This is a genomic window from Vibrio sp. 10N.222.52.B7, assembly GCF_041474275.1.
Taxonomy (GTDB): Bacteria; Pseudomonadota; Gammaproteobacteria; order Enterobacterales; family Vibrionaceae; genus Vibrio; species Vibrio crassostreae_C.
Genome location: NZ_JBFRTU010000106.1, coordinates 1 through 22,465 on the forward strand (window position 1 = coordinate 1; position 22,465 = coordinate 22,465).

Genomic DNA, 22,465 nt, shown 5'->3' on the forward strand with positions numbered 1-22,465 from the left:
AATCGATTAGATTTATTATGGCTACTTAGCTCAGTTGGTTAGAGCACATCACTCATAATGATGGGGTCGCAGGTTCAAATCCCGCAGTAGCCACCACTTATACAACGTTTTATTGAATCACCAATATTCGATATGACTATAAAGATTTGCTGCGGTCGTGGCGGAATTGGTAGACGCACCAGATTTAGGTTCTGGCGCCGAGAGGTGTGAGAGTTCAAGTCTCTCCGACCGCACCATTATTAAATAGAACCCAGCTTTTTAGCTGGGTTTTGTTTTATCTGGAATATGCAAATCTGCTAGCCAAGTCACCAAGTATTCTCTTCTATAACCTCACTTTTAATACGATTTTATAAGACAATGTCAGCTCCATTTTCTAATTGAGTATGACTAGCCTATGAAACCCCTCCCCTTAACGATCGGTTGCTACACAGATACACCAAGTAAAAGCCAAGGTGTTTATCAAACTCAGTTAGATCTAGAAACAGGAAAACTATTACCTCTAGAGCTGATCATCAAATGTACTAACCCCTCTTTTATTACTGTAACAAAGACTGGGATCTATACTGCATCGGAAGTGGACCAGCAAAAACAGCCCCAGCTCATTCATATACCTAATGTTGATTCACAGCTAACACACAATACAAGCCTCATCTCGGGAGATCACCCTTGTCACGTCGCGATAGATCCACACAATAAGTTTGCTATCACGTCGCAATACTCATCAGGCACATTCGATATTTTTAGCTTAAGTATCAACGGCAGCATCGATAAACGACTCAAAACAATCCAGATGGTTGGTTCCGGGCCAAACAAAGAGAGACAAACTAGCCCACACGCCCATCAATGCCTGTTCTTACAAAACTCACCACAGTTTGTGACTGTCGATCTCGGCACCGATCGCATCAACTTCTATTGCTTTGATGAAGAGCAAGAAGAGTTCCTTGATGAGCCAATGCAGTCTATTAAGGTGCCCGCCGGCAATGGACCTCGCCATTTAATCTTTAACAAAGCTGAAGACAGAGCCTATGTGGTCTGTGAACTCTCTGAAACGTTGCTGACTTTGGAAAAGGTTTTAGGCATTTGGAATGTAGTGGAAGAGATTGATGCATTGCCTAATATGGCGAAGGGAGAAGCAGCAGCTGCGATTAAGCTATCGCCTGATGAGCAATTCCTTTATGTGTCATGTCGACACCAATCAAGAATCAGTAGCTTCAAAATCGACTCTGAGACTCAAAGGCTGACTTTCATTGATAGCTACGACACTGAAGGCAAATTCCCAAGAGACTTCCATATAACGAACGATGGGAAATGGCTTATCGCCGCCAACCAGCACTCCAACAACATCACCTCATTCAAGCGAGATAATGAAGATGGGTCTTTGGTTTATACAGGGTACTCTTTAGAGATCGATGCACCGGTTTGTGTGACGCAACAGCGATAGTAGTCATCTGATACAAAAAAGGAGAGCATTCGCTCTCCTTCTTTTCATAAGCAGTCTTAAACGCTCAATTAGAGACCCAAAGCGTATTTCAATACTTGAGCTTTAATCGGGCCTGAATTTTCAGCTAGTTTTAGAGCAGCATTACGTACAAATTTCAGTGGGCCAATGTCGTTGCTGAATGTCTTGTAGAAGAAATCCATGCCACTTTGCATCATTAGATTGTCGCCTCTTCTTATCACTTCATAGCGTCTTGCTACAGACTGGTTCAATTCACCCTTTTCTTTGGTGATATCCAGCAGTACTGATACATCTTTGAAGCCTAAGTTAACACCCTGCCCAGCCAAAGGGTTGATGGTATGCGCAGAGTCTCCGACCAAAATACAGTTATTCTTCGAGTATGATTGAGCATGACGTCGTGTCAGAGGAAAAGAACCCGAATTCAAGACTTTGATATCACCTAACTCTTTAGGAAAGTGAGTAAGTACTTCGTTACGTAGTTTTTCAGGGGCCATTGCTGACAGTTGCTTAATACGCAGTGGAGAATCATACCAAACTAACGAGCCCAGCCCGACTTCTTGACCGTCAGAGGTTAGAGAACACAAAGGCAAAAATGAACGAGGGCCACTTGGTAGAAATTGCTGCCAAGTAATATCTTGCTGAGGTTGTTCTGTTTCTACATTGATAAGCATACAGTGTTGTCGATAATCCCAAGCCGTGATGCCAATTCCAGCTTGTTGGCGAACGGCTGAATTCGCACCATCAGCACCAACCACCCACTTCGCAGACAACTCAGCCCCTGATTGAAGCTTTACGATATTGATTTCACCAAACTCAATCACATCGAGCTTTTCTGGGCATAACAGTTCGAGATTGTCGTAGGCATCAAATTGAGACCATAAACCTAATTGAATGAGTCTGTTCTCAACGATATAGCCCAAACGAGGAAGGTCTAGTGAGGCAGCATCAAATCGAGTACGACACTCTGGGTGCTCCCACGTCTCTAAACGTTTATAAGAACACACTCGCATTGCTGCAATACTTTGCCATGCACCAAGATCTTCAAGCAAATCGACCGATGCTTGAGAAATCGCTGACACACGAATGTCCATCGCTTGCGATTCATCAAAAGCTTGTGGGGCAAAACCTTCGATCACCGCAACACTCAGACCTTGCTTTGCAAAACCGATTGCTGTTGCTGCGCCAACCATGCCGCCACCGACTACTACAATATCGTAACTGTTCATATTTCGTACTTATCAGTTTGATTCTTTGACTGTTTTTGATTGTACTTTTTCATAACTAACTTGTAACCAAAAACCTTATTCGAAAAAAGGGTTATCCCTTATGGCATATGGCGTTAACGATAATAAAAACCACTACATAAGAGATTTGTTCAGACTACTAGTCAGTCGGTTTTGAAACCAGTACAATACGCCGCTTGCCGCTAGAGCCTGTCATAAAATTGAATACCGAATTATGACAAACGGGGCTAGCGGATAAATAATGGGCGATTTGCTCCCTTAAATTAAACTAACGATCGAGCGAACATATAATGAGTAAGAAACTGCTAATTAAAACTTGGGGCTGTCAGATGAATGAATATGATTCATCAAAAATGGCCGACCTGCTTAACGCTGCAAATGGCTATGAGCTAACTGAAGTACCTGAGGAAGCAGACGTACTACTATTGAATACTTGTTCTATCCGCGAAAAAGCGCAAGAAAAAGTATTCCACCAGCTTGGTCGTTGGAAAACGCTTAAAGATAAAAAAGAAGGTGTGGTGATCGGTGTGGGTGGCTGTGTAGCGACTCAAGAAGGTGATCACATTCGTCAACGTGCACCTTACGTAGACGTTATCTTTGGCCCACAAACATTACACCGTTTGCCAGAGATGATTAAATCATCACTGTCTAACGAAAAGCCAGTAATGGATATCTCTTTCCCAGAGATCGAAAAGTTCGATAACCTGCCAGAGCCAAAAGCTGAAGGCGCGACGGCGTTCGTTTCTATCATGGAAGGTTGTTCTAAATACTGTACTTACTGCGTTGTACCATACACACGTGGCGAAGAAGTTAGCCGTCCAATGGATGATGTACTTTTCGAAGTTGCTCAACTTGCAGAGCAAGGCGTACGTGAAGTTAACCTGCTAGGTCAAAACGTAAACGCATACCGCGGTCCAACACACGAAGGCGATATCTGTTCATTCGCAGAACTGCTTCGTCTTGTTGCTTCTATCGACGGTATCGACCGTATTCGTTTCACAACAAGCCACCCGCTTGAGTTTGGTGACGACATCATTGAAGTTTACAAAGACACACCAGAGCTAGTGAGCTTCCTTCACCTACCAGTACAAAGTGGTAGTGACCGTATTCTTACGATGATGAAGCGCCCACATACGGCTATCGAGTACAAATCTATTATCCGTAAACTGCGTAAAGCTCGCCCTGACATTCAAATCAGCTCTGACTTTATTGTTGGTTTCCCTGGTGAGTCTAAGCAAGACTTCCAAGATACAATGAAGCTAATTAAAGACGTTGATTTCGATATGAGCTTCAGCTTTGTTTTCTCTCCACGTCCAGGTACGCCAGCGGCAGATTACCCATGTGATGTACCAGCACAAGAGAAGAAAGATCGTCTGTACGAACTGCAGCAAACGGTAAACACACAAGCTATGCGTTTCTCTCGTCTAATGTTAGGCACAGAGCAACGTATCCTTGTTGAAGGCCCATCAAGAAAGAACCTAATGGAACTTCGCGGCCGTACAGAAAACAGCCGTGTTGTGAACTTCGAAGGTTCTGCAGACCTAATCGGTCAATTCGTAGATGTGAAGATCACTGAGGTTTACACCAACTCACTACGTGGTGAGCTAGTTCGCACAGAAAAAGACATGGGTCTACGCGTTGTTATGACTCCAGCAGAAATGATGGAAAAAACAAAACGTGAAGACGAGCTAGGTGTAGCGACATTTACGCCATAGGCAATACAACTGTTTGAGCACAAAGCGCAAACACAAAGCTTGAAATTACCTAACTAAGTGACCATCTTAGAAATAGGGATATCACCATCAGAAGCCCGGTCTAAATCGGGCTTTTTGCTCTTTGTTTTATTTAAGAGCGAGTGGCACAAAATGAGAGGCTAATTTGAGCAATAAAATCGTTACCTTAGAGATAAATCTAGAACCAGCAGACAACAAGCGCTTGGCAAGTTTATGCGGACCATTTGACGACAACATCAAGCATCTTGAGCGTCGTCTGGGCGTTGAGATTAATTACCGTAGCAACTTTTTCACCATTGTTGGTAAGCCTCACACTACAGCCGCAGCTTTAGACATCATCAAACACCTCTATGTTGAAACGGCTCCAGTTAAAGGCAACATAATCGATATCGAACCAGAGCAAATACATCTGGCGATCACCGAGTCAGGCATTTTGGAGCAACACGTCGAGTCTGAAATTGACTACGGCAAAGAAGTGACCATTAAGACTAAAAAAGGCGTCATCAAACCTCGAACGCCAAACCAAGCACAGTACCTAATGAACATGGTGACTCATGACATCACCTTTGGTATTGGGCCAGCAGGTACAGGTAAAACCTACTTAGCCGTTGCTGCAGCAGTTGATGCACTTGAACGCCAAGAGATTCGTCGCATTCTATTGACGCGCCCTGCTGTTGAAGCCGGTGAGAAGCTTGGTTTCCTACCGGGTGATTTAAGCCAAAAAGTAGACCCATATTTACGTCCACTTTACGATGCGCTGTTTGAGATGCTTGGCTTTGAGCGAGTTGAGAAGCTGATTGAACGTAACGTAATTGAAGTTGCGCCACTGGCTTACATGCGTGGTCGTACATTGAATGATGCGTTTATCATTCTTGATGAGAGCCAAAACACCACGGTAGAACAGATGAAGATGTTCTTAACCCGTATTGGTTTTAACTCACGCGCTGTGATCACAGGTGATATTACGCAAATCGATTTACCTCGTGGTGCAAAATCAGGCTTACGCCATGCGACTGAAGTGCTCAATGAAGTCGACGACATTAGCTTTAACTTCTTCATGTCTGAAGACGTCGTTCGTCACCCTGTAGTTGCTCGTATCGTCAACGCATACGAGAAGTGGGAAGCAAAAGACCAGAAAGAGCGCAAAGAGTTTGAAAAGCGTAAACGTGAAGAGCGTGAAGCCAAACTTCTTGAGGCTCAGCAGGTAGTTACGACACAATTAGCAACACAAAATAGCTCTGTAATTGCAGAACAAGGTGATAAATAGATGTCTATTGAACTAGACCTGCAATTAGCGGTCGAAAATGAGCAAGGTCTTCCAACTGAGCAAGATATTCAGCTTTGGTTGGACAAGACAATTCCTCAGTTTCAAGAGAACGCTGAGTTGACGGTTCGTATCGTTGATACACAAGAAAGCCACCAGCTCAATCATGAATATCGTGGCAAAGATAAGCCAACTAACGTGTTGTCTTTTCCATTCGAGGCTCCTCCAGGGATCGAGTTAGATCTACTGGGCGACCTCATTATCTGCCGCCAAGTTGTCGAAAAAGAAGCAGAAGAGCAAAGTAAGCCTCTGCTAGCACACTGGGCTCATATGGTTGTACATGGCAGTCTGCATCTGCTAGGTTATGATCATATCGAAGATGATGAAGCTGAAGAGATGGAGTCACTCGAGACAGAAATCATGCAATCTATGGGGTTTGAAGACCCTTACATTCTAGAAAAGTAAATTGATTCTAGTAAAGTAGGTTGCAGAGAAACAATAACTCATCGAACCTGTGATTTTCACAGGAATCTGAGTTGTAACGTGTGCTATCACACTTCTGATAGCGTTATTTTTTGAGAAATCATGAACGAAGGTAACCCCCCCACTTCTGAGGGAAGTAAAAAATCTGAAGGTCCGAGTAGAAAGTCCTTCTTTGAACGCCTAGGCCAACTATTTCAAGGTGAAGTAAAAGATCGCCAAGAGCTCGTAGATGTAATCCGCGACTCAGAAATTAATGACCTAATTGACCACGACACACGCGACATGCTCGAGGGTGTTATGGAAATTTCAGAGATGCGAGTACGCGATATCATGCTGCCTCGCTCTCAAATGGTTACAGTTGAACGCACAGATGATCTAGATACATTGATTGCGCTCATTACTGATGCTCAACACTCTCGCTACCCAGTGATCAGTGAAGATAAAGACCATGTTGAAGGCATTCTATTAGCGAAGGACCTACTTAAGTATTTGGGTTCAGAAAGTGCTCCATTTGATATCGAACAAGTGATTCGCCCTGTCGTGGTTGTTCCTGAAAGTAAGCGAGTTGATCGCCTGCTTAAGGAGTTCCAAGAAGAGCGTTACCACATGTCTATCGTTGTCGATGAGTTTGGTGGAGTTTCTGGCCTGGTAACCATTGAAGATATCCTCGAAGAAATCGTTGGTGAAATTGAAGACGAGTTCGACGATGAAGAAGAGCTAGATATTCGTAAGCTGAGTAAGCATACCTTCTCTGTAAAAGCTTTAACCACTATTGAAGAGTTCAACGATACGTTTAACACTGCCTTTAGTGACGACGAAGTGGATACGGTAGGCGGCATGGTTATGACAGCACTCGGCCACCTGCCGGTTCGTGGCGAAATTGTAGAAATCGAAAACTACCATTTCAAAATAACATCAGCAGATAACCGTCGTGTGATTCAGCTACAGGTAACCATTCCTGACGAACAGCCTCTTCCGACTATCGAAGAATAACAACTTCTCTCTAAAGAGATGACAGAAATTAGATGACTAATACCTTTATTCATCGCCTATTACGGCCGCTTGCGGCCGTTTTTGTTGGCGCTATAACCACCCTTTCATTCGCTCCATACTCTATATGGCCTCTTGCTATTCTCAGCCCAGCTTTGTTGCTGTTACTGATCCACAACCGCTCTCCTAAAAGTGCGCTTTGGATTGGCTACGCATGGGGTTTAGGTCAATTCACCACAGGTATCAGCTGGGTATACGTCAGCATTGATGGTTTTGGCGGCATGCCACTGGCAGCCAACCTATTTTTGATGGCATTGCTTGTTGGCTACCTAGCCGTTTATTCAGGGCTATTTACCTGGGGTTTGAATAAATTCTTCCCTGCCAATAACCTAAGCCGCTTTTTCCTTGCAGCTCCTGCATTCTGGCTAGTCTGTGATTGGCTGCGTGGCTGGGTAATGACGGGCTTCCCTTGGCTTTGGTTAGGCTACAGCCAAATCGATTCGCCATTGGGTTCATTTGCACCGATTGGCGGCGTAGAGCTAGTAACTTTAGCGATCATTGTTTCAGCCTCTGCATTCACTTATGCGATTGTTAACCGGGCTTGGAGCATCGCTCTCATTCCCGCCGTCGTATTTAGCGCAGGCTTTGGTATTCGCAACATCGACTGGGTCACGCCGAACCCTGAAAAAACCACGTCAGTCGTCTTGATACAAGGCAACGTCGATCAAGACAGTAAATGGCTACCGAGTCATCGCTGGCCAACCATGATGAAGTACACCGACCTAAGCAGAGAAAACTGGGGAGCGGATATCATCATCTGGCCTGAAGCGGCTATTCCAGCATTCGAAGTTGAGATCCCATCTTTCCTACGTAACTTGGATAGCGCAGCGAAGATGAACAACAGCTCGATCATTACCGGTGTGCTGAATCAGTCTGAAGATAAGAAATACTACAACAGTGTTCTTTCTCTCGGTGTGAATCCATACGGTGAGTACAGCTACGATCCAGACGAACGCTACCATAAACACCACCTGTTACCATTTGGTGAGTTTGTGCCGTTTGAAGATATCTTGCGTCCATTAGCACCTTTCTTTAACTTGCCAATGTCATCATTTAGCCGTGGCGACTTTGTTCAACCAAACATAGTGGCAAATGGTCGTCACTTAGCGCCGGCACTGTGTTATGAGATCATCTTTAATGATCAAGTTAGACAGAACGTAACCGACGAGACTGACTTTATTTTAACGCTCTCTAACGATGCGTGGTTTGGTCGTTCGATTGGCCCTCTGCAACATATGGAAATTGCACAGATGCGTGCTCTGGAGCTTGGTAAGCCGGTTATTCGCTCGACCAACAACGGTGTGACGGCAGTTACTGATTACAAAGGCAATATAATCAAGCAAGTGCCTCAGTTTGAAACGGCAGTGTTAAAAGCTGAACTCATTTCAACGGATGGTCAAACGCCTTATCACACAGTAGGTACTTGGCCACTGTATATCTGGGCGATGCTCAGCTTGGTGATTGGTTGGGTAATTAGAAAGCCAAAAAGCTAGATTCGACGAAAAGTGATTTGAGGGTTGACTGATCGGGTCAACCCTTTTTCATTGCTGTGGTTTTGCGTTGATACGCTATGGTTCAGAAGCTTACGGTTTAAGGGCTTTACGACTAAACCCTTTAGAACCACATTTAATGCATGGAATGATATTGGTTGGGTGGTTATATTCGGTTTGGTGACCACACTCGTCACATACTAAGGTTCCCAAGCCAATGACTTCACCCGCTTGATACAAGCCTTGGTGTTCTAAGTCTTGGAACAGTTCAACCCATTCCACCTTAGTACGATCAGTAATATCCAACAGCCCTTGCCAAATAGAGTCCGCAATCATCAAATAGAATGGACCGCTTTTACTCTCTTCATAGCTTTCGGAAAACTCTTTTAAGTCCGACTTCACGTAGGCAGAGATCAATGAAAGCTCATCTTTAGTCATATCATTAGCTGCTTTCGCAAACTTGCCCGACGTTTCGATTTTGTTGTTGAGCTCTTCAGGGCTATGCTTCAGCGTTTCAATCACCTCTTCGACGACTTCTTCATAGAGCGCTTTTTTCTTCGGCATAACAACCTCCTTAAGATAACCAACCTTTTAGTGAGCAAACGGATGCGCTGCAATGCACTCCCGCTTACAAACAAATGCAATTCATACTCTTAAGTATAGTTGCCCTGCGAAATTCAGTGAAAATTACACAATCTACTAAGCGGCAACTGCAAGTATGAAGGGTATAACTATTGTTGTACTCAGCTCCTTTAGGTATTCTATGACGATCTGTAAGATTCTGTTCTAACCGAACTCACAAATTCCAAGATAACCGGATACCATCGATGCAAGAACAATATAACCCGCAAGAGATTGAACAAAAGGTTCAACAACACTGGGATAACAGCGAGACTTTCGTTGTAAGTGAAGACCCAAACAAAGAAAAATTCTACTGTCTTTCTATGTTCCCTTACCCAAGTGGCCGACTGCACATGGGTCACGTGCGTAACTACACCATCGGTGATGTGGTATCTCGTTTCCAACGTCTACAAGGCAAAAACGTAATGCAGCCAATTGGTTGGGATGCATTCGGCCTACCTGCAGAAAACGCCGCTGTTAAAAACAATACAGCACCTGCACCATGGACTTACGAAAACATTGAGTACATGAAGAACCAGCTTAAGCTTCTAGGCTTTGGTTACGACTGGAACCGTGAATTCGCAACGTGTACTCCAGAGTACTACCGTTGGGAACAAGAGTTCTTCACTAAGCTTTACGAAAAAGGCCTGGTTTACAAGAAGACATCTTCAGTGAACTGGTGTCCAAACGACCAAACAGTACTGGCAAATGAGCAAGTAGAAGACGGTTGTTGCTGGCGTTGTGACACTCCAGTAGAGCAAAAGAAAATTCCACAGTGGTTTATTAAAATCACTGAGTACGCTCAAGAGCTACTAGACGATCTAGACAACCTTGAAGGTTGGCCTGAAATGGTTAAGACCATGCAGCGCAACTGGATCGGCCGCTCTGAAGGTGTTGAGCTATCTTTCGCTGTTAACGGCGAAGAAGCACCATTAGAAGTGTACACAACACGTCCAGATACACTAATGGGTGTTTCTTACGTTGGTATCGCTGCAGGTCACCCTCTTGCAGAGAAAGCATCGAAGAACAACCCAGAGCTTGCTGCATTCGTTGAAGAGTGTCGTAACACTAAAGTTGCTGAAGCTGAACTCGCAACGATGGAAAAGAAAGGTATGGATACTGGCCTAACGGCTATCCACCCTCTTAACGGTCGTGTTGTTCCTGTATACGTAGCAAACTTCGTACTTATGGATTACGGCACAGGTGCGGTAATGGCGGTTCCTGCTCACGATCAACGTGACTACGAGTTCGCAACTAAGTACGGCATCGATATCATCCCAGTAATCAAACCTGAAGATGGTTCTGAACTAGACGTGTCTGAAGCGGCTTACACTGAAAAAGGTGTACTGTTTGATTCTGGTGAATTCGATGGTCTTGCGTTCCAAGAAGCATTCGATGCAATTGCTGCGAAGCTTGAAGCTGAAGGCAAAGGTAAGAAGACAGTAAACTTCCGTCTACGTGACTGGGGTGTATCTCGTCAACGTTACTGGGGCGCTCCAATCCCAATGGTAACCACTGAAGACGGTGAAGTTCACCCAGTACCAGCAGACCAACTGCCAGTCATTCTTCCTGAAGATGTAGTAATGGATGGCGTAACGAGCCCAATCAAGGCTGACAAGTCTTGGGCTGAAACAACATTCAACGGCGAACCCGCTCTACGTGAGACTGACACGTTCGATACGTTTATGGAGTCTTCTTGGTACTACGCACGTTACTGTTCACCGCAAGCAGACGACATTCTAGATCCAGAGAAAGCAAACTACTGGCTACCAGTTGACCAATACGTTGGTGGTATCGAGCACGCTTGTATGCACCTGCTTTACTCTCGTTTCTTCCATAAGCTTCTACGTGATGCTGGCTACGTGACGTCTGATGAACCGTTCAAGCAACTACTATGTCAAGGCATGGTTCTGGCTGACGCGTTCTATCACGAAAACGAAAAAGGCACCAAAGAGTGGATTGCACCGACTGACGTAACGGTTGAACGTGACGGTAAAGGTCGCATCGAAAAAGCAGTCGACGATCAAGGTCGTGAAGTTGAACACTCAGGCATGATCAAAATGTCTAAGTCTAAGAACAACGGTATCGACCCACAAGAGATGGTAGACAAGTACGGCGCTGATACAGTACGTCTATTCATGATGTTTGCATCACCTGCAGACATGACGCTTGAGTGGCAAGAGTCTGGCGTTGAAGGGGCTAACCGCTTCCTTAAACGTGTTTGGAAATTGGTTCACGCTCACTCTTCTAAGGGTGCTGCTGAATCTGTTGATGCTTCTGCGCTATCTGGCGACCAAAAAGCACTTCGTCGTGATATCCATAAAACTATCGCGAAAGTAACGGACGATATCGGCCGTCGCCAAACGTTCAACACAGCAATCGCTGCGATCATGGAATTGATGAACAAGCTAGCGAAAGCACCTCAAGAATCTGCACAAGACCGTGCAATCCTTGATGAAGCGCTAAAAGCTGTTGTTCGCATGCTTTACCCAATGACGCCACACATCTCTTACGAAATGTGGATTGCACTGGGTGAATCAAACGTAGACTCAGCAACATGGCCAACTTTCGATGAGAAAGCGCTAGTTGAAGACGAGAAAACTATCGTTGTTATGATCAACGGTAAGCTACGTGCGAAACTAACCGTTGCTGCTGATGCAACAGAAGAGCAAGTTCGTGAGCTTGGTCTAAACGATGAGAACGCTAAGAAGTTCCTAGATGGCTTAACTATCCGTAAAGTTATCTTCGTACCAGGTAAGCTTCTAAACATCGTTGCTAACTAATTTCGTTAGCACAATGCAATTGCTAAAGAATTAACGAACTTAATTCATCAAAAGCAGTCTGTAGACAGGGTAGCTAATTGCCCTGTCTACTTATTTAAGCGCTTTAGACTTGAGCCTAACCACTCAAACGAACTAAAGCCTTTAAATAAGTATTCTACCTTCATGAGAGCCATCAAATAATGCGCCTGATTTCACTATCTTCATTGAAAGTTACTGTTGTTGTTTTAACCGTCAGCCTATTAAGTGCGTGTGGTTTCCACCTACGTGGTGATTACTCCGTACCAGAAGAACTCAACAAGATCTCCGTAACCAGTTACGACCAATACAGTACGTTTACACGTATGATGAAAGGTCAACTGCGTATGAATGATGTAGAAATTGTGCCACCGGCTGAGAATACACCTAACCTGCATATTATTAGTGAGAGCGTAGGTGAGCGTACTTTATCGCTATACCAAAATACTCGTGCCGCCGAAATTGAGCTAACATTTAACGCTTCATACCGAGTAACGATCCCAGATCTTGGCTCAAAAACGTTCTCAACCAGTGTTACCCGTAGTTACCTAGATAACCCACTAACAGCCCTCGCAAAGTCGGTTGAACGAGACATGATCGAAGATGAGATGCGTAAGCTTGCAACAAGTCAAATCCTTCGTCAGATGGCTCGACTAAAAGCGAACATCGCAGCTGATAGCATGGATCTGGATGCGCTAGAACATGTTCAAGTGAAAGAGCTTGAGAAACAATACAACATCAAGAACGTCGAAATAGATCCAAGTTCTACTGAAACGACAGAGCCCGTCGAATCAGCTGAACAATAGGTTTATTTGATGCGTATTTTTGCTGACCGCTTATCAGAGCAACTTGCCAAACAGTTGAGTAATGTTTACCTCATTTTCGGTAACGAGCCTCTTCTGTTACAAGAGAGCCGAGAAGCGATTCAAAAGGTTGCAAAACAGCAAGGCTTTGATGAACGTCACCGCTTTGCGATTGATAACAGTCTGGACTGGAATCAAGTCTATGACTGTACTCAAGCATTAAGCCTGTTCTCTAGCCGTCAAATCATCGAGCTTGAGCTGCCGGAATCAGGAGTCAATGCTGCGATAGCCAAAGAGCTACTGGCAATCTCAGAGCATATCCACAGCGATATTCTGTTGGTCTTGATTGGCACGAAGCTAACCAAGGCTCAAGAAAGTGCTAAATGGTTTAAAGCACTGTCTAATCAGGGTCACTGGGTCAGTTGCCTAACGCCAGATGTCAGTCGGTTACCTCAGTTTGTCCAAGCGCGTTGCCGTCAAATCGGTTTAACGCCAGACCCTGAAGCGATTCAAATGCTGGCGCAATGGCATGAGGGTAATCTATTTGCTCTCACCCAAAGCCTAGAAAAACTGGCTCTCCAATACCCAGATGGAAAACTCACGTTAGTACGCTTAGAAGAATCGCTGAGTCGACACAACCATTTTACTCCATTCCATTGGAGTGATGCGTTATTGGCAGGCAAAGGTAACCGAGCACAACGAATCCTGCGTCAGCTAGAAGCTGAAGGTGTCGAACCCGTCATTTTATTACGTAGCATACAACGAGAGCTTGCTCTGCTATTACAAATGCAGCAACAAATGAAACAGATGCCGATTGGTCAGGTCTTCGAAAAACACCGTATCTGGCAATCTAAAAAGCCTCTTTATAACGCCGCGCTAACAAGAGTTTCGATTTCTCAATTACACTCTTTGTTCGCGTTGCTCACTCAAGCTGAATTGATGACAAAAACTCAATATGAGCAGTCGCCTTGGCCACTAATTCATCAGTTAAGCGTAGAGTTTTGTATCCCTTCAGCTTCAATACCATTCCACGCATAAAAGCGTGTTATATTCTAGGGTCGACAGCCCCTAAACAAAGCTAAATTCAGATTAAAGGAACACCCAGTGTTACGTGAAGAACTAAAAGATTTTCTTGCAGACAAAGCCGACGACATGAAAGCAGAATCGATTGTAACTATCGATGTAGAAGGCAAATCAAGCGTTACTGATTACATGATTGTTTGTACTGGCACCTCTAAACGCCATGTTGCCTCTATTGCACAACATGTTGCTAATGAAGTGCGTAAAGCGGGTATGCAACCTCTAGGTATGGACGGTCAGCAAGAAGGTGAATGGGTTGTTCTAGATATGGGCACAAGCATGCTTCACGTTATGCAAGAAGAGCATCGTGAGCTGTACCAACTAGAAAAACTTTGGGGCTAAGCTTTGAAGATCCAGTTAATCGCAGTTGGCACAAAAATGCCAAAGTGGGTTGAAGAAGGGTTTCAAGAATACAAACGCCGCTTCCCTCACGATATGCCATTAGAGCTCATTGAAATTACTGCAGGAAAGCGCGGTAAAAATGCAGATATTGCACGCATTCTTCAAAAAGAAGGTGAAGCGATGCTGGCTGCAGTTCCAAAAGGCAACCGTATTGTCACGCTCGATATCCCAGGTAGAAAGTGGGATACACCTCAACTTGCTGAGCAATTAGAAAGTTGGAAGCTGGATGGACGTGACGTATCTATCCTAATTGGCGGGCCTGAAGGATTAGCACCTGCATGTAAAGCGGCCGCAGACCAAAGTTGGTCTCTGTCTGCGCTTACTCTCCCTCACCCATTAGTACGCGTTATCATGGCTGAAAGCTTGTATCGAGCTTGGAGCATCACTGCTAACCACCCTTATCATCGAGAATAAGCGTTAATGTTACGTAAACGTAGCCAAATCCGCGATTACAAAGCAGAAGCACGACTATTTACTAGCCGTGCTTTTGTTGCGTTTGCGGGGATCATAGTCATGATGTCGATGTTGGTTGTTAACCTGTACAACATTCAGGTCAATCAATACCAAGACTATAAAACTCGTTCTAACGACAACCGTATCAAGGTCGTTCCGATCGCCCCTAACCGTGGTTTGATTTACGATCGCAACGGTATACTTCTTGCCGAAAACCGTCCTGTTTTCAATCTAGAAATCATACCCGAAAAAATTAAAGATATGGATGACACGCTTGCTCGTCTGCAAGCATTAATTGAGATCCCGCCAGAGCGTATCGAGCGCTTTAATCGTGATCGTCGTAATTCACGACGCTTTAAATCAGTACCTATTCTTAATCAACTGTCTGAAGAACAAGTTGCCGTCTTCTCTGTAAACCAACACAAATTCCCAGGTGTTGAAGTTACGGGAACTTTGAAGCGTTTCTACCCTTACGGTGATGTGCTCACTCACGTAATAGGCTATGTATCGCGCATCAATGACCGTGATATGCAGCGCTTGATGCGAGAAGAAAAAGACGCCAATTACCAAGCTACACGTGATATCGGTAAGTTGGGTATTGAGCGTTATTACGAAGATATGTTGCACGGTACAGCTGGCTACCAAGAAGTCGAAGTTAACAGTCGTGGACGAGTGATTCGTACCCTCAAATTTGTCCCTTCGGTTCCAGGCAAAGATATCGTACTTAACTTAGATATCAAGCTACAGCTATACGTACATAAGTTACTTGATGGCCGCCGTGGTTCAGCTATCGTTCTCGATCCGAAAGACAATGGCGTGTTAGCCATGGTATCGAGCCCAAGCTACGACCCAAACGCATTCGTGCATGGTATCTCGTCTAAAGGCTATAACGCGCTACTTCAAGACAAAAACCGCCCTTTGGTTAACCGTGCCACGCTAGGGATTTACCCACCAGCATCGACGATCAAACCCTTCATTGCTGTTGCTGCTCTGCAAGAAGGTGTTATTACACCAAACACTACGCGCAATGACCCAGGCTATTGGAAGATACCAAACTCAAAAACGAGACCATTCCGTGACTGGTTGCGTTGGGGACACGGTGTCGTGGATATAGAAAAAGCGATTGAAGAGTCGGTGGATACCTTCTTTTACCAAATTGCTTATGATCTCGGCATTGATCGCATATCCAAATGGATGATGATGTTCGGCTTTGGTGATTATACTGGCATCGATATCTACGAAGAAAGCAAAGCCAATATGCCAACTCGTGATTGGAAGATGGCCAGACACCGTGTGCCTTGGTATCAAGGTGATACTATTCCAGTTGGTATTGGACAGGGCTACTGGACTGCAACACCCATGCAGATTGCAAAAGCCACATCAGTTTTGGTCAATGAAGGTGAAGTAACCGCACCTCACCTACTTCGTTCAACCATTGATAACGGTCGTCCATTCGATGAACAAATCATGTCGGACATTGAAACTTACCCACCGCTAACCGGGGTTAAGAAGAAGTATTGGGATATCGCTCAGGAAGGTATGAGGCTGGCTAACCACGGTAAAAAAGGCACGGCAAGACGTTCATTCCAGAAAATGTCTTACCAAACCGCTGGTAAATCGGGTACCGCGCAGGTATTCGGCTTAAAAGAAGATGAAGAGTACAACGCGGATGAAATCGCAGAGCACTTACGCGATCACGCCCTCTTTACGGGTTACGCGCCTTTTGAAGATCCTGAAGCCGTCGTGACTATCGTTCTAGAGAACGCAGGTGGCGGTTCTTCTAACGGCGGCCCAGTAGTAAGAAGGATTTTAGACCATATTATCCTTGCAGAAGATTATCAAAGTGAGCCAATTAAATAATGAAACTTGATCCTTCAACTGGACGAAATAGAGCCCTATTCGAAAGGCTGCATATCGACCTGCCGCTTTTGCTTGGCATTCTGGTTTTAATGGGCTTTGCCCTGCTGATCATGTACAGCGCAAGCGGACAAAGCCTTGCGATGATGGACCGCCAGGCGATGCGCATGGCTCTGTCTTTAGGTGTGATGATCTTCCTAGCGCAAATCTCACCTCGTACTTATGAAACCTTGGCACCACTGCTATTTGTAGGTGGTGTCATCTTGCTATTGGGCGTGTTGTTCTTTGGTGAAGCCTCTAAAGGCGCCCAGCGTTGGTTAAACTTCGGCTTTGTTCGATTCCAACCGTCAGAGCTATTAAAGCTCGCGGTGCCTTTGATGCTGGCACGATTTATCGGTAAGCGCTCACTTCCACCAACATTCCAAACATTAGCGATCTCGCTAGTGATGGTGTTTGTACCGACGATTCTAATCGCAAAGCAGCCTGACCTAGGTACATCTATCCTTATCGCCGCATCTGGTATCTTCGTGATATTCCTGGCTGGTATCAGTTGGAAAATCATTGCTAGCGCGGCAATCGCATTAGGGGCATTTATCCCAATCCTATGGTTCTTCTTGATGCGTGAATATCAAAAAGTGCGTGTTAGAACCCTTTTTGATCCTGAATCAGATCCATTAGGTGCGGGTTACCACATCATTCAAAGTAAGATTGCGATAGGTTCGGGTGGTATATCAGGAAAAGGTTGGTTGCAAGGCACTCAATCTCAACTAGAGTTCATCCCAGAGCGTCATACTGACTTCATTTTTGCGGTCATCGCCGAAGAATGGGGCATGATCGGTATCTTGTTCTTGCTTGCGATCTACCTGTTTATTATTGGACGTGGCTTAGTGCTTGCGAGCCAAGCTCAAACCGCATTCGGTCGAATGATGGGCGGAAGTATTGTACTGAGCTTCTTCGTTTATATTTTTGTAAACATTGGCATGGTAAGTGGCATTCTACCTGTAGTTGGTGTTCCTCTTCCTCTAGTCAGTTATGGCGGTACTTCAATGGTTACCCTTATGGCTGGTTTTGGTATTTTAATGTCGATACATACACACAGAAAAGCATTCTCAAAGGCGACCTAATCGATGTCTATTACAACGTTTCAAAAAAAAGCATCCTTGGTTGAAGAGCTGCCAATCAAAAAAATAGTCTCTATCTTGGGGCTAGCGATTTTAATCAATGGTTGTTCTTCAAAGCAGCCAACAGGCCGCTACGATATTGATTCAGATATTGCACCAGACGCACCGATCTCAGTAGAGCATCTCGAGGATGCTCACCCTCAGTATGAACCTTATAGTTTAGGTGGTAACACGGATTACACTTTACGTGGCGAAGACTACAAGATCGTAAAGAAGACCGAAGGGTTTACTGAGAAAGGCAAAGCCTCTTGGTACGGTAAGAAATTTCATGGCCACTTAACGTCGAACGGCGAGATCTACGACATGTATTCGATGTCTGCGGCGCACAAAACATTGCCAATTCCAAGCTATGTAAAAGTGACGAATACTGACAACAACAAAACGACAATTGTTCGTATCAATGACCGCGGCCCATTCCATGAAGGCCGAATCATTGACCTTAGTTATGCGGCAGCTTACAAGCTCGATGTGTTGAGAACCGGCACGGCAAATGTTGAGATTGAAGTCATTACTGTGGCTATGCCAACCGACGCAAATAAAAAGGCTGCTTTACCGCAATTTATTATTCAAGTCGCAACATCTCCACATGAAGATAGGACCGAAAAGTTAGCGAAAGATCTAGCCGAAAAGCTAGAAGTAGCAACGTTCTTGCAGCCAAATGATGACAAATACCGTCTGATGATTGGGCCATTTCATGACTATGCTCTGACTCAAGAGAAATTAGAACAAGTTAAGCTAATGGGTTACCCGTCAGCTTATATAAAAAAACACACCCTAACTCGCTAATTAATCTAACAGTTACTTCTGGTAATCAGCGCTCTGGTGTGACAGAGTGATTCTGTTAATATATGAATAGTTCACCAAATAATTGCATTCAAAATGATTAAATCTAATAAACTTGTTAAATCGATTTTTGCTACTTCTGTTGCTCTTTCTGCAACGATAGCTACATCGTCATTCGCCGCTCCTATTGTTGTTCCTGATGCACCTCAAATCGCCGCTAAAGGTTTTGTTCTGATGGATTACCATTCAGGCAAAGTACTAGCAGAGGAAGAGATGAATACTCAGCTTTCTCCAGCAAGTTTAACCAAGATGATGACGAGCTACGTGATCGGCCAAGAGCTCGACCGTGGCAACATCAACCTAAACGACGATGTTGTAATCAGTGAAAATGCTTGGGCTAAAAACTTCCCAGATTCATCTAAGATGTTCGTTGAAGTGGGCACTACGGTTAAAGTTGAAGAATTAAACCGCGGTATCATCATTCAATCAGGTAACGACGCATGTGTTGCTATGGCTGAACACATCGCTGGCTCTGAAGATGCATTCGTTGACCTAATGAACGCTTGGGCAAGCTCTATCGGCATGAAAGACACGCACTTTGCTAACGTGCACGGTCTAGACAACCCGAACCTATACTCAACGCCTTACGATATGGCGCTACTTGGTCAGGCGCTGATTCGCGACGTACCAGACGAGTACCGTATCTACTCAGAGAAGAAATTCACATACAACGGCATCACCCAATACAACCGTAACGGTCTGTTATGGGATAAGAGCATGAACGTTGATGGCATCAAAACGGGCCACACAAGCAATGCAGGTTACAGCCTAGTAAGCTCAGCGACAGAAGGCAAAATGCGCCTAGTGGCTGTAGTTATGGGCACCAAGAATGCGAATGCTCGTAAAACAGAAAGCAAAAAACTGCTTAGCTACGGCTTCCGCTTCTTTGAAACAGTGGCACCACACACAGCCGGTGAAACCTTCGTAGAAGAGAAGATCTGGATGGGTAGCAAGGACACAGTTGCACTGGGTGTCGACGAAGATACTTTCGTAACGCTACCTCGTGGTCAAGCTAAGAACCTGAAGGCAAGCTTCGTTCTTGAGAAAGAGCTAGAAGCGCCAATCAGCAAAGGCGATGTAGTTGGTAAACTATTCTACCAAGTAGACGGTGAAGACGTTGCTGAATACCCACTACTAGCACTTGAAGATGTAGACCAAGGCAGCCTATTCAGCCGTCTATGGGACTACCTAGTTCTTCTGTTCAAGGGTTTATTCTAAACAAGCAAAAGGTTTGTTCTAGGTAAAACCCAAGCTTGTTGTATAGCTAACCTAATGAGTAAGTTCATGATTTACTCATTAGCGAACCAAAAGCCGCCATGTGCGGCTTTTGTTGATCTTGAGTTCGGTGATATTTACACGTAATATTCCGCCTTATTACTCGTGTCTGTTGACCGAACACGCTTTTTATCGACATTTCGCCAATTTGCGAGAGTCTAGCCTTTTGGAGCTAATCATGAACATCAATTCTGATGCAAAACTAAAAGACCTCTTAGAGTTCCCTTGTTCATTCACTTACAAAGTAATGGGCCACGCTAAGCCAGAACTGACTGAGCTAGTACTAGAAGTGATCCAGCGTCATGCTCCTGGTGACTACAGCCCAACGCTAAAACCAAGTGCGAAAGGTAACTACCACTCTGTTTCTATCAATATTACTGCGACTTCAATTGAGCAAGTAGAAACTCTTTATAAAGAACTGGGCGAGATCGAAATCGTTCGTATGGTTCTGTAATCTCCGATTACACATGAAAAACAGCGGCTTATTGCCGCTGTTTTTGTTTAAAGCGCCCTATCTAGCTCAAATTCATTCAACTTAATTTTCAATAAATACAAAGAAAGTTGAAAAACCTTGCAGTCCGTCTGTAGTTAGAATCATGTTTCGCGTTTATAATGCGTTCACTTTATTAATCCTTGAGGGAGTGCAGCTTTGCAAAATAAGCTAATCGTAAAAAAATTAGGCCGTCAGGATTACGAACCTGTATGGAAAGCCATGCATAAGTTCACAGACGAACGCACGGAAGAAGACCTAGACCAAGTTTGGTTGGTTGAACACAACCCTGTCTTCACTCAAGGACAAGCAGGCAAAGCTGAGCATGTATTAAATGCCGGTGATATCCCTGTAATACAAACCGACCGCGGTGGCCAAGTGACTTACCACGGCCCAGGCCAATTAGTGGCTTACTTTCTGATTAACATCCGCCGCAAGAAATTCGGAGTACGTGATTTGGTTACTCATATCGAGAACCTCGTAATCAATACTCTGAAAGCTTACAATATAGATTCAGCTGCCCGACCTGACGCTCCTGGTGTTTATGTCGATGGCAAGAAAATCTGTTCACTTGGATTACGTATTCGACGTGGCTGCTCGTTCCACGGGTTAGCACTCAACGTCGATATGGACCTGTCTCCATTCCTACGTATTAACCCATGTGGTTACCAAGGTATGGAAATGGCGCAGGTAAGCCAACTCGGCGGACCAAGTGAACTAGAAAACGTTGAGCAACAGTTAATACAAGAGCTCGTAGAGCTACTCGGCTATGACCAAGTAGACATTCAAGCCACCAGTAACATTACAGCAGAAGCATAAAATCATGAGCAAACCAATCCAAATGGAAAAAGGCGTTAAATATCGTGACGCTGACAAAATGGCATTAATTCCCGTAAAGAATATGCCTGCTGAACAGAAAGAAGTTCTACGTAAGCCTGAATGGATGAAGATTAAACTTCCTTCAGACAGCCATCGTATTCAAGAAATCAAATCAGCAATGCGTAAAAACAACCTGCACTCAGTTTGTGAAGAAGCGTCTTGCCCTAACCTAGCCGAGTGTTTCAACCACGGTACGGCAACGTTTATGATTCTTGGCGCTATCTGTACTCGTCGCTGCCCGTTCTGTGATGTTGCCCATGGTCGTCCTGTTGCTCCTGAAGCTGAAGAGCCGAAGAAACTGGCTAAAACAATTCAAGACATGAAACTGAAGTACGTTGTAATCACTTCAGTTGACCGTGATGACTTGCGTGACGGCGGTGCTCAGCACTTTGCTGACTGTAACCGTGAGATTCGCGAACTCAACCCAAATATTCGTATCGAAACACTGGTTCCAGACTTCCGCGGTCGTATGGACGTTGCGCTTGACCTAATGAAAGACAACCCGCCAGATGTTTTCAACCACAACCTAGAGACAGCGCCACGTCTATACCGTAAAGCGCGTCCAGGTGCGAACTACAAGTGGTCTCTTGATCTACTGAAGAAATTCAAAGAGCAGCACCCTGATATCCCAACAAAATCAGGTGTGATGATGGGTCTTGGCGAGACAAAAGAAGAGATCGTTCAAGTACTGAAAGACCTTCGCGAACATGGTGTGACTATGCTGACACTAGGTCAATACCTAGCACCAAGCCGTCACCACTTACCAGTAGAACGCTACGTGCCGCCTTCTGAGTTCGATGAGCTGAAAGAGATTGCTCTAGAGCTAGGCTTTACTCACGCAGCGTGTGGCCCGTTTGTACGTTCTTCTTACCATGCGGACTTGCAAGCTCAAGGTATGGAAATTAAGTAATCACGATTGCTTAACGAACAATGCAAAGGCGCTGAATATTATGTTCAGCGCCTTTTTTCTATCTTGTTCGTGCCGCTATAGCTTTATATTTCGTGCCACTAAGCTTTATATAAAAACAACAAAGCCACTCTTTATGAAGTGACCCCGTAA

The 22,465-nt window shown here is 44.6% G+C and carries 20 protein-coding genes and 2 tRNA genes; 20 read left to right on the forward strand and 2 right to left on the reverse strand.

Going from position 1 to position 22,465, the window contains the following annotated elements:
- Nucleotides 1–19 precede the first annotated feature (19 nt).
- The 3 genes from AB4512_RS20540 to AB4512_RS20550 all read left to right on the forward strand — a co-directional run bounded on the left by AB4512_RS20540 (nucleotide 20) and on the right by AB4512_RS20550 (nucleotide 1,441).
- A tRNA-Met gene (locus AB4512_RS20540) sits at nucleotides 20–96 on the forward strand.
- Nucleotides 97–151: 55 nt separating this feature from the next.
- A tRNA-Leu gene (locus AB4512_RS20545) sits at nucleotides 152–236 on the forward strand.
- 158 nt (nucleotides 237–394) lie between these two features.
- Nucleotides 395–1,441 carry a lactonase family protein gene (locus tag AB4512_RS20550; protein WP_372175510.1) on the forward strand — a complete coding sequence of 349 codons (1,047 nt, stop codon included), beginning with the start codon at nucleotides 395–397 and terminating at the stop codon, nucleotides 1,439–1,441.
- A gap of 68 nt (nucleotides 1,442–1,509) precedes the next feature.
- Here AB4512_RS20550 and AB4512_RS20555 read toward each other — a convergent pair whose 3' ends face one another.
- The gene (locus tag AB4512_RS20555; RefSeq protein ID WP_372175511.1) at nucleotides 1,510–2,685 is read right to left on the reverse strand and encodes a 2-octaprenyl-3-methyl-6-methoxy-1,4-benzoquinol hydroxylase; all 1,176 of its coding nucleotides are present in this window, start codon (nucleotides 2,683–2,685) and stop codon (nucleotides 1,510–1,512) included.
- 308 nt (nucleotides 2,686–2,993) lie between these two features.
- Here AB4512_RS20555 and miaB point away from each other — a divergent pair, with 308 nt between their 5' ends.
- From miaB to lnt, 5 genes are all read left to right on the forward strand, one after another.
- Nucleotides 2,994–4,418, forward strand: a complete 1,425-nt coding sequence (gene miaB / locus AB4512_RS20560) for a tRNA (N6-isopentenyl adenosine(37)-C2)-methylthiotransferase MiaB (RefSeq protein WP_065584439.1) — start codon at nucleotides 2,994–2,996, stop codon at nucleotides 4,416–4,418.
- 163 nt (nucleotides 4,419–4,581) lie between these two features.
- Nucleotides 4,582–5,703 carry a PhoH family protein gene (locus AB4512_RS20565; protein ID WP_017062327.1) on the forward strand — a complete coding sequence of 374 codons (1,122 nt, stop codon included), beginning with the start codon at nucleotides 4,582–4,584 and terminating at the stop codon, nucleotides 5,701–5,703.
- Nucleotides 5,704–6,165 (forward strand): rRNA maturation RNase YbeY, encoded by a 462-nt coding sequence (gene ybeY, locus AB4512_RS20570; protein ID WP_012603383.1) that lies wholly within the window; start codon nucleotides 5,704–5,706, stop codon nucleotides 6,163–6,165.
- Nucleotides 6,166–6,285: 120 nt separating this feature from the next.
- Nucleotides 6,286–7,176, forward strand: coding sequence for a CNNM family magnesium/cobalt transport protein CorC (gene corC, locus AB4512_RS20575; protein ID WP_012603382.1), 891 nt, complete (start codon nucleotides 6,286–6,288; stop codon nucleotides 7,174–7,176).
- Between the two features lie 32 nt (nucleotides 7,177–7,208).
- Nucleotides 7,209–8,726, forward strand: a complete 1,518-nt coding sequence (gene lnt, locus AB4512_RS20580) for an apolipoprotein N-acyltransferase (protein ID WP_017064170.1) — start codon at nucleotides 7,209–7,211, stop codon at nucleotides 8,724–8,726.
- A 90-nt stretch (nucleotides 8,727–8,816) separates the two neighbouring features.
- Here lnt and AB4512_RS20585 read toward each other — a convergent pair whose 3' ends face one another.
- Nucleotides 8,817–9,287 (reverse strand): zinc ribbon-containing protein, encoded by a 471-nt coding sequence (locus AB4512_RS20585; protein ID WP_017062329.1) that lies wholly within the window; start codon nucleotides 9,285–9,287, stop codon nucleotides 8,817–8,819.
- Between the two features lie 263 nt (nucleotides 9,288–9,550).
- Between AB4512_RS20585 and leuS the strand changes: the two genes are divergently transcribed.
- From leuS to lipA, 12 genes are all read left to right on the forward strand, one after another.
- Entirely contained in the window at nucleotides 9,551–12,127 is a 2,577-nt protein-coding gene (gene leuS / locus AB4512_RS20590; protein ID WP_048614215.1) for a leucine--tRNA ligase, read from the forward strand.
- A gap of 179 nt (nucleotides 12,128–12,306) precedes the next feature.
- Nucleotides 12,307–12,948: an LPS assembly lipoprotein LptE gene (gene lptE / locus AB4512_RS20595; RefSeq protein WP_372175513.1), complete on the forward strand. Its 642-nt coding sequence runs from the start codon at nucleotides 12,307–12,309 to the stop codon at nucleotides 12,946–12,948.
- A gap of 9 nt (nucleotides 12,949–12,957) precedes the next feature.
- Nucleotides 12,958–13,983 carry a DNA polymerase III subunit delta gene (gene holA, locus AB4512_RS20600; RefSeq protein WP_017071280.1) on the forward strand — a complete coding sequence of 342 codons (1,026 nt, stop codon included), beginning with the start codon at nucleotides 12,958–12,960 and terminating at the stop codon, nucleotides 13,981–13,983.
- A gap of 66 nt (nucleotides 13,984–14,049) precedes the next feature.
- Nucleotides 14,050–14,367: a ribosome silencing factor gene (rsfS, locus tag AB4512_RS20605; protein WP_372175516.1), complete on the forward strand. Its 318-nt coding sequence runs from the start codon at nucleotides 14,050–14,052 to the stop codon at nucleotides 14,365–14,367.
- A gap of 3 nt (nucleotides 14,368–14,370) precedes the next feature.
- The gene (gene rlmH, locus AB4512_RS20610; RefSeq protein ID WP_017068506.1) at nucleotides 14,371–14,841 is read left to right on the forward strand and encodes a 23S rRNA (pseudouridine(1915)-N(3))-methyltransferase RlmH; all 471 of its coding nucleotides are present in this window, start codon (nucleotides 14,371–14,373) and stop codon (nucleotides 14,839–14,841) included.
- A gap of 6 nt (nucleotides 14,842–14,847) precedes the next feature.
- On the forward strand, nucleotides 14,848–16,740 hold the full coding sequence (gene mrdA, locus AB4512_RS20615) for a penicillin-binding protein 2 (protein WP_017068507.1): 1,893 nt from the start codon (nucleotides 14,848–14,850) through the stop codon (nucleotides 16,738–16,740).
- Nucleotides 16,740–17,861 carry a rod shape-determining protein RodA gene (rodA, locus tag AB4512_RS20620; RefSeq protein ID WP_017062334.1) on the forward strand — a complete coding sequence of 374 codons (1,122 nt, stop codon included), beginning with the start codon at nucleotides 16,740–16,742 and terminating at the stop codon, nucleotides 17,859–17,861. Before mrdA ends, rodA begins: the two co-directional genes overlap by 1 nt.
- A gap of 3 nt (nucleotides 17,862–17,864) precedes the next feature.
- On the forward strand, nucleotides 17,865–18,704 hold the full coding sequence (locus AB4512_RS20625; RefSeq protein ID WP_372103925.1) for a septal ring lytic transglycosylase RlpA family protein: 840 nt from the start codon (nucleotides 17,865–17,867) through the stop codon (nucleotides 18,702–18,704).
- Nucleotides 18,705–18,797: 93 nt separating this feature from the next.
- The gene (locus tag AB4512_RS20630) at nucleotides 18,798–19,979 is read left to right on the forward strand and encodes a serine hydrolase (RefSeq protein ID WP_372175518.1); all 1,182 of its coding nucleotides are present in this window, start codon (nucleotides 18,798–18,800) and stop codon (nucleotides 19,977–19,979) included.
- Nucleotides 19,980–20,211: 232 nt separating this feature from the next.
- Nucleotides 20,212–20,490, forward strand: a complete 279-nt coding sequence (gene ybeD / locus AB4512_RS20635) for a DUF493 family protein YbeD (protein ID WP_026084358.1) — start codon at nucleotides 20,212–20,214, stop codon at nucleotides 20,488–20,490.
- A gap of 195 nt (nucleotides 20,491–20,685) precedes the next feature.
- The gene (gene lipB / locus AB4512_RS20640) at nucleotides 20,686–21,345 is read left to right on the forward strand and encodes a lipoyl(octanoyl) transferase LipB (protein ID WP_372175519.1); all 660 of its coding nucleotides are present in this window, start codon (nucleotides 20,686–20,688) and stop codon (nucleotides 21,343–21,345) included.
- Between the two features lie 4 nt (nucleotides 21,346–21,349).
- A complete protein-coding gene (lipA, locus tag AB4512_RS20645) occupies nucleotides 21,350–22,315 on the forward strand; it encodes a lipoyl synthase (RefSeq protein WP_017064177.1) in 966 nt (321 codons plus the stop codon).
- Nucleotides 22,316–22,465 lie beyond the last annotated feature (150 nt).

Excerpts from the sequence above, each read along its gene's own strand:
- mrdA (WP_017068507.1), top strand. The coding sequence starts at position 14,848 with ATGTTACGTAAACGTAGCCAAATCCGCGATTACAAAGCAGAAGCACGA.
- AB4512_RS20630 (WP_372175518.1), top strand. The coding sequence starts at position 18,798 with ATGATTAAATCTAATAAACTTGTTAAATCGATTTTTGCTACTTCTGTT.
- lptE (WP_372175513.1), top strand. The coding sequence starts at position 12,307 with ATGCGCCTGATTTCACTATCTTCATTGAAAGTTACTGTTGTTGTTTTA.
- lnt (WP_017064170.1), top strand. The coding sequence starts at position 7,209 with ATGACTAATACCTTTATTCATCGCCTATTACGGCCGCTTGCGGCCGTT.
- rodA (WP_017062334.1), top strand. The coding sequence starts at position 16,740 with ATGAAACTTGATCCTTCAACTGGACGAAATAGAGCCCTATTCGAAAGG.
- leuS (WP_048614215.1), top strand. The coding sequence starts at position 9,551 with ATGCAAGAACAATATAACCCGCAAGAGATTGAACAAAAGGTTCAACAA.
- AB4512_RS20555 (WP_372175511.1), bottom strand. The coding sequence starts at position 2,685 with ATGAACAGTTACGATATTGTAGTAGTCGGTGGCGGCATGGTTGGCGCA.
- corC (WP_012603382.1), top strand. The coding sequence starts at position 6,286 with ATGAACGAAGGTAACCCCCCCACTTCTGAGGGAAGTAAAAAATCTGAA.
- AB4512_RS20550 (WP_372175510.1), top strand. The coding sequence starts at position 395 with ATGAAACCCCTCCCCTTAACGATCGGTTGCTACACAGATACACCAAGT.
- AB4512_RS20585 (WP_017062329.1), bottom strand. The coding sequence starts at position 9,287 with ATGCCGAAGAAAAAAGCGCTCTATGAAGAAGTCGTCGAAGAGGTGATT.
- miaB (WP_065584439.1), top strand. The coding sequence starts at position 2,994 with ATGAGTAAGAAACTGCTAATTAAAACTTGGGGCTGTCAGATGAATGAA.
- lipA (WP_017064177.1), top strand. The coding sequence starts at position 21,350 with ATGAGCAAACCAATCCAAATGGAAAAAGGCGTTAAATATCGTGACGCT.
- AB4512_RS20625 (WP_372103925.1), top strand. The coding sequence starts at position 17,865 with ATGTCTATTACAACGTTTCAAAAAAAAGCATCCTTGGTTGAAGAGCTG.
- ybeY (WP_012603383.1), top strand. The coding sequence starts at position 5,704 with ATGTCTATTGAACTAGACCTGCAATTAGCGGTCGAAAATGAGCAAGGT.
- holA (WP_017071280.1), top strand. The coding sequence starts at position 12,958 with ATGCGTATTTTTGCTGACCGCTTATCAGAGCAACTTGCCAAACAGTTG.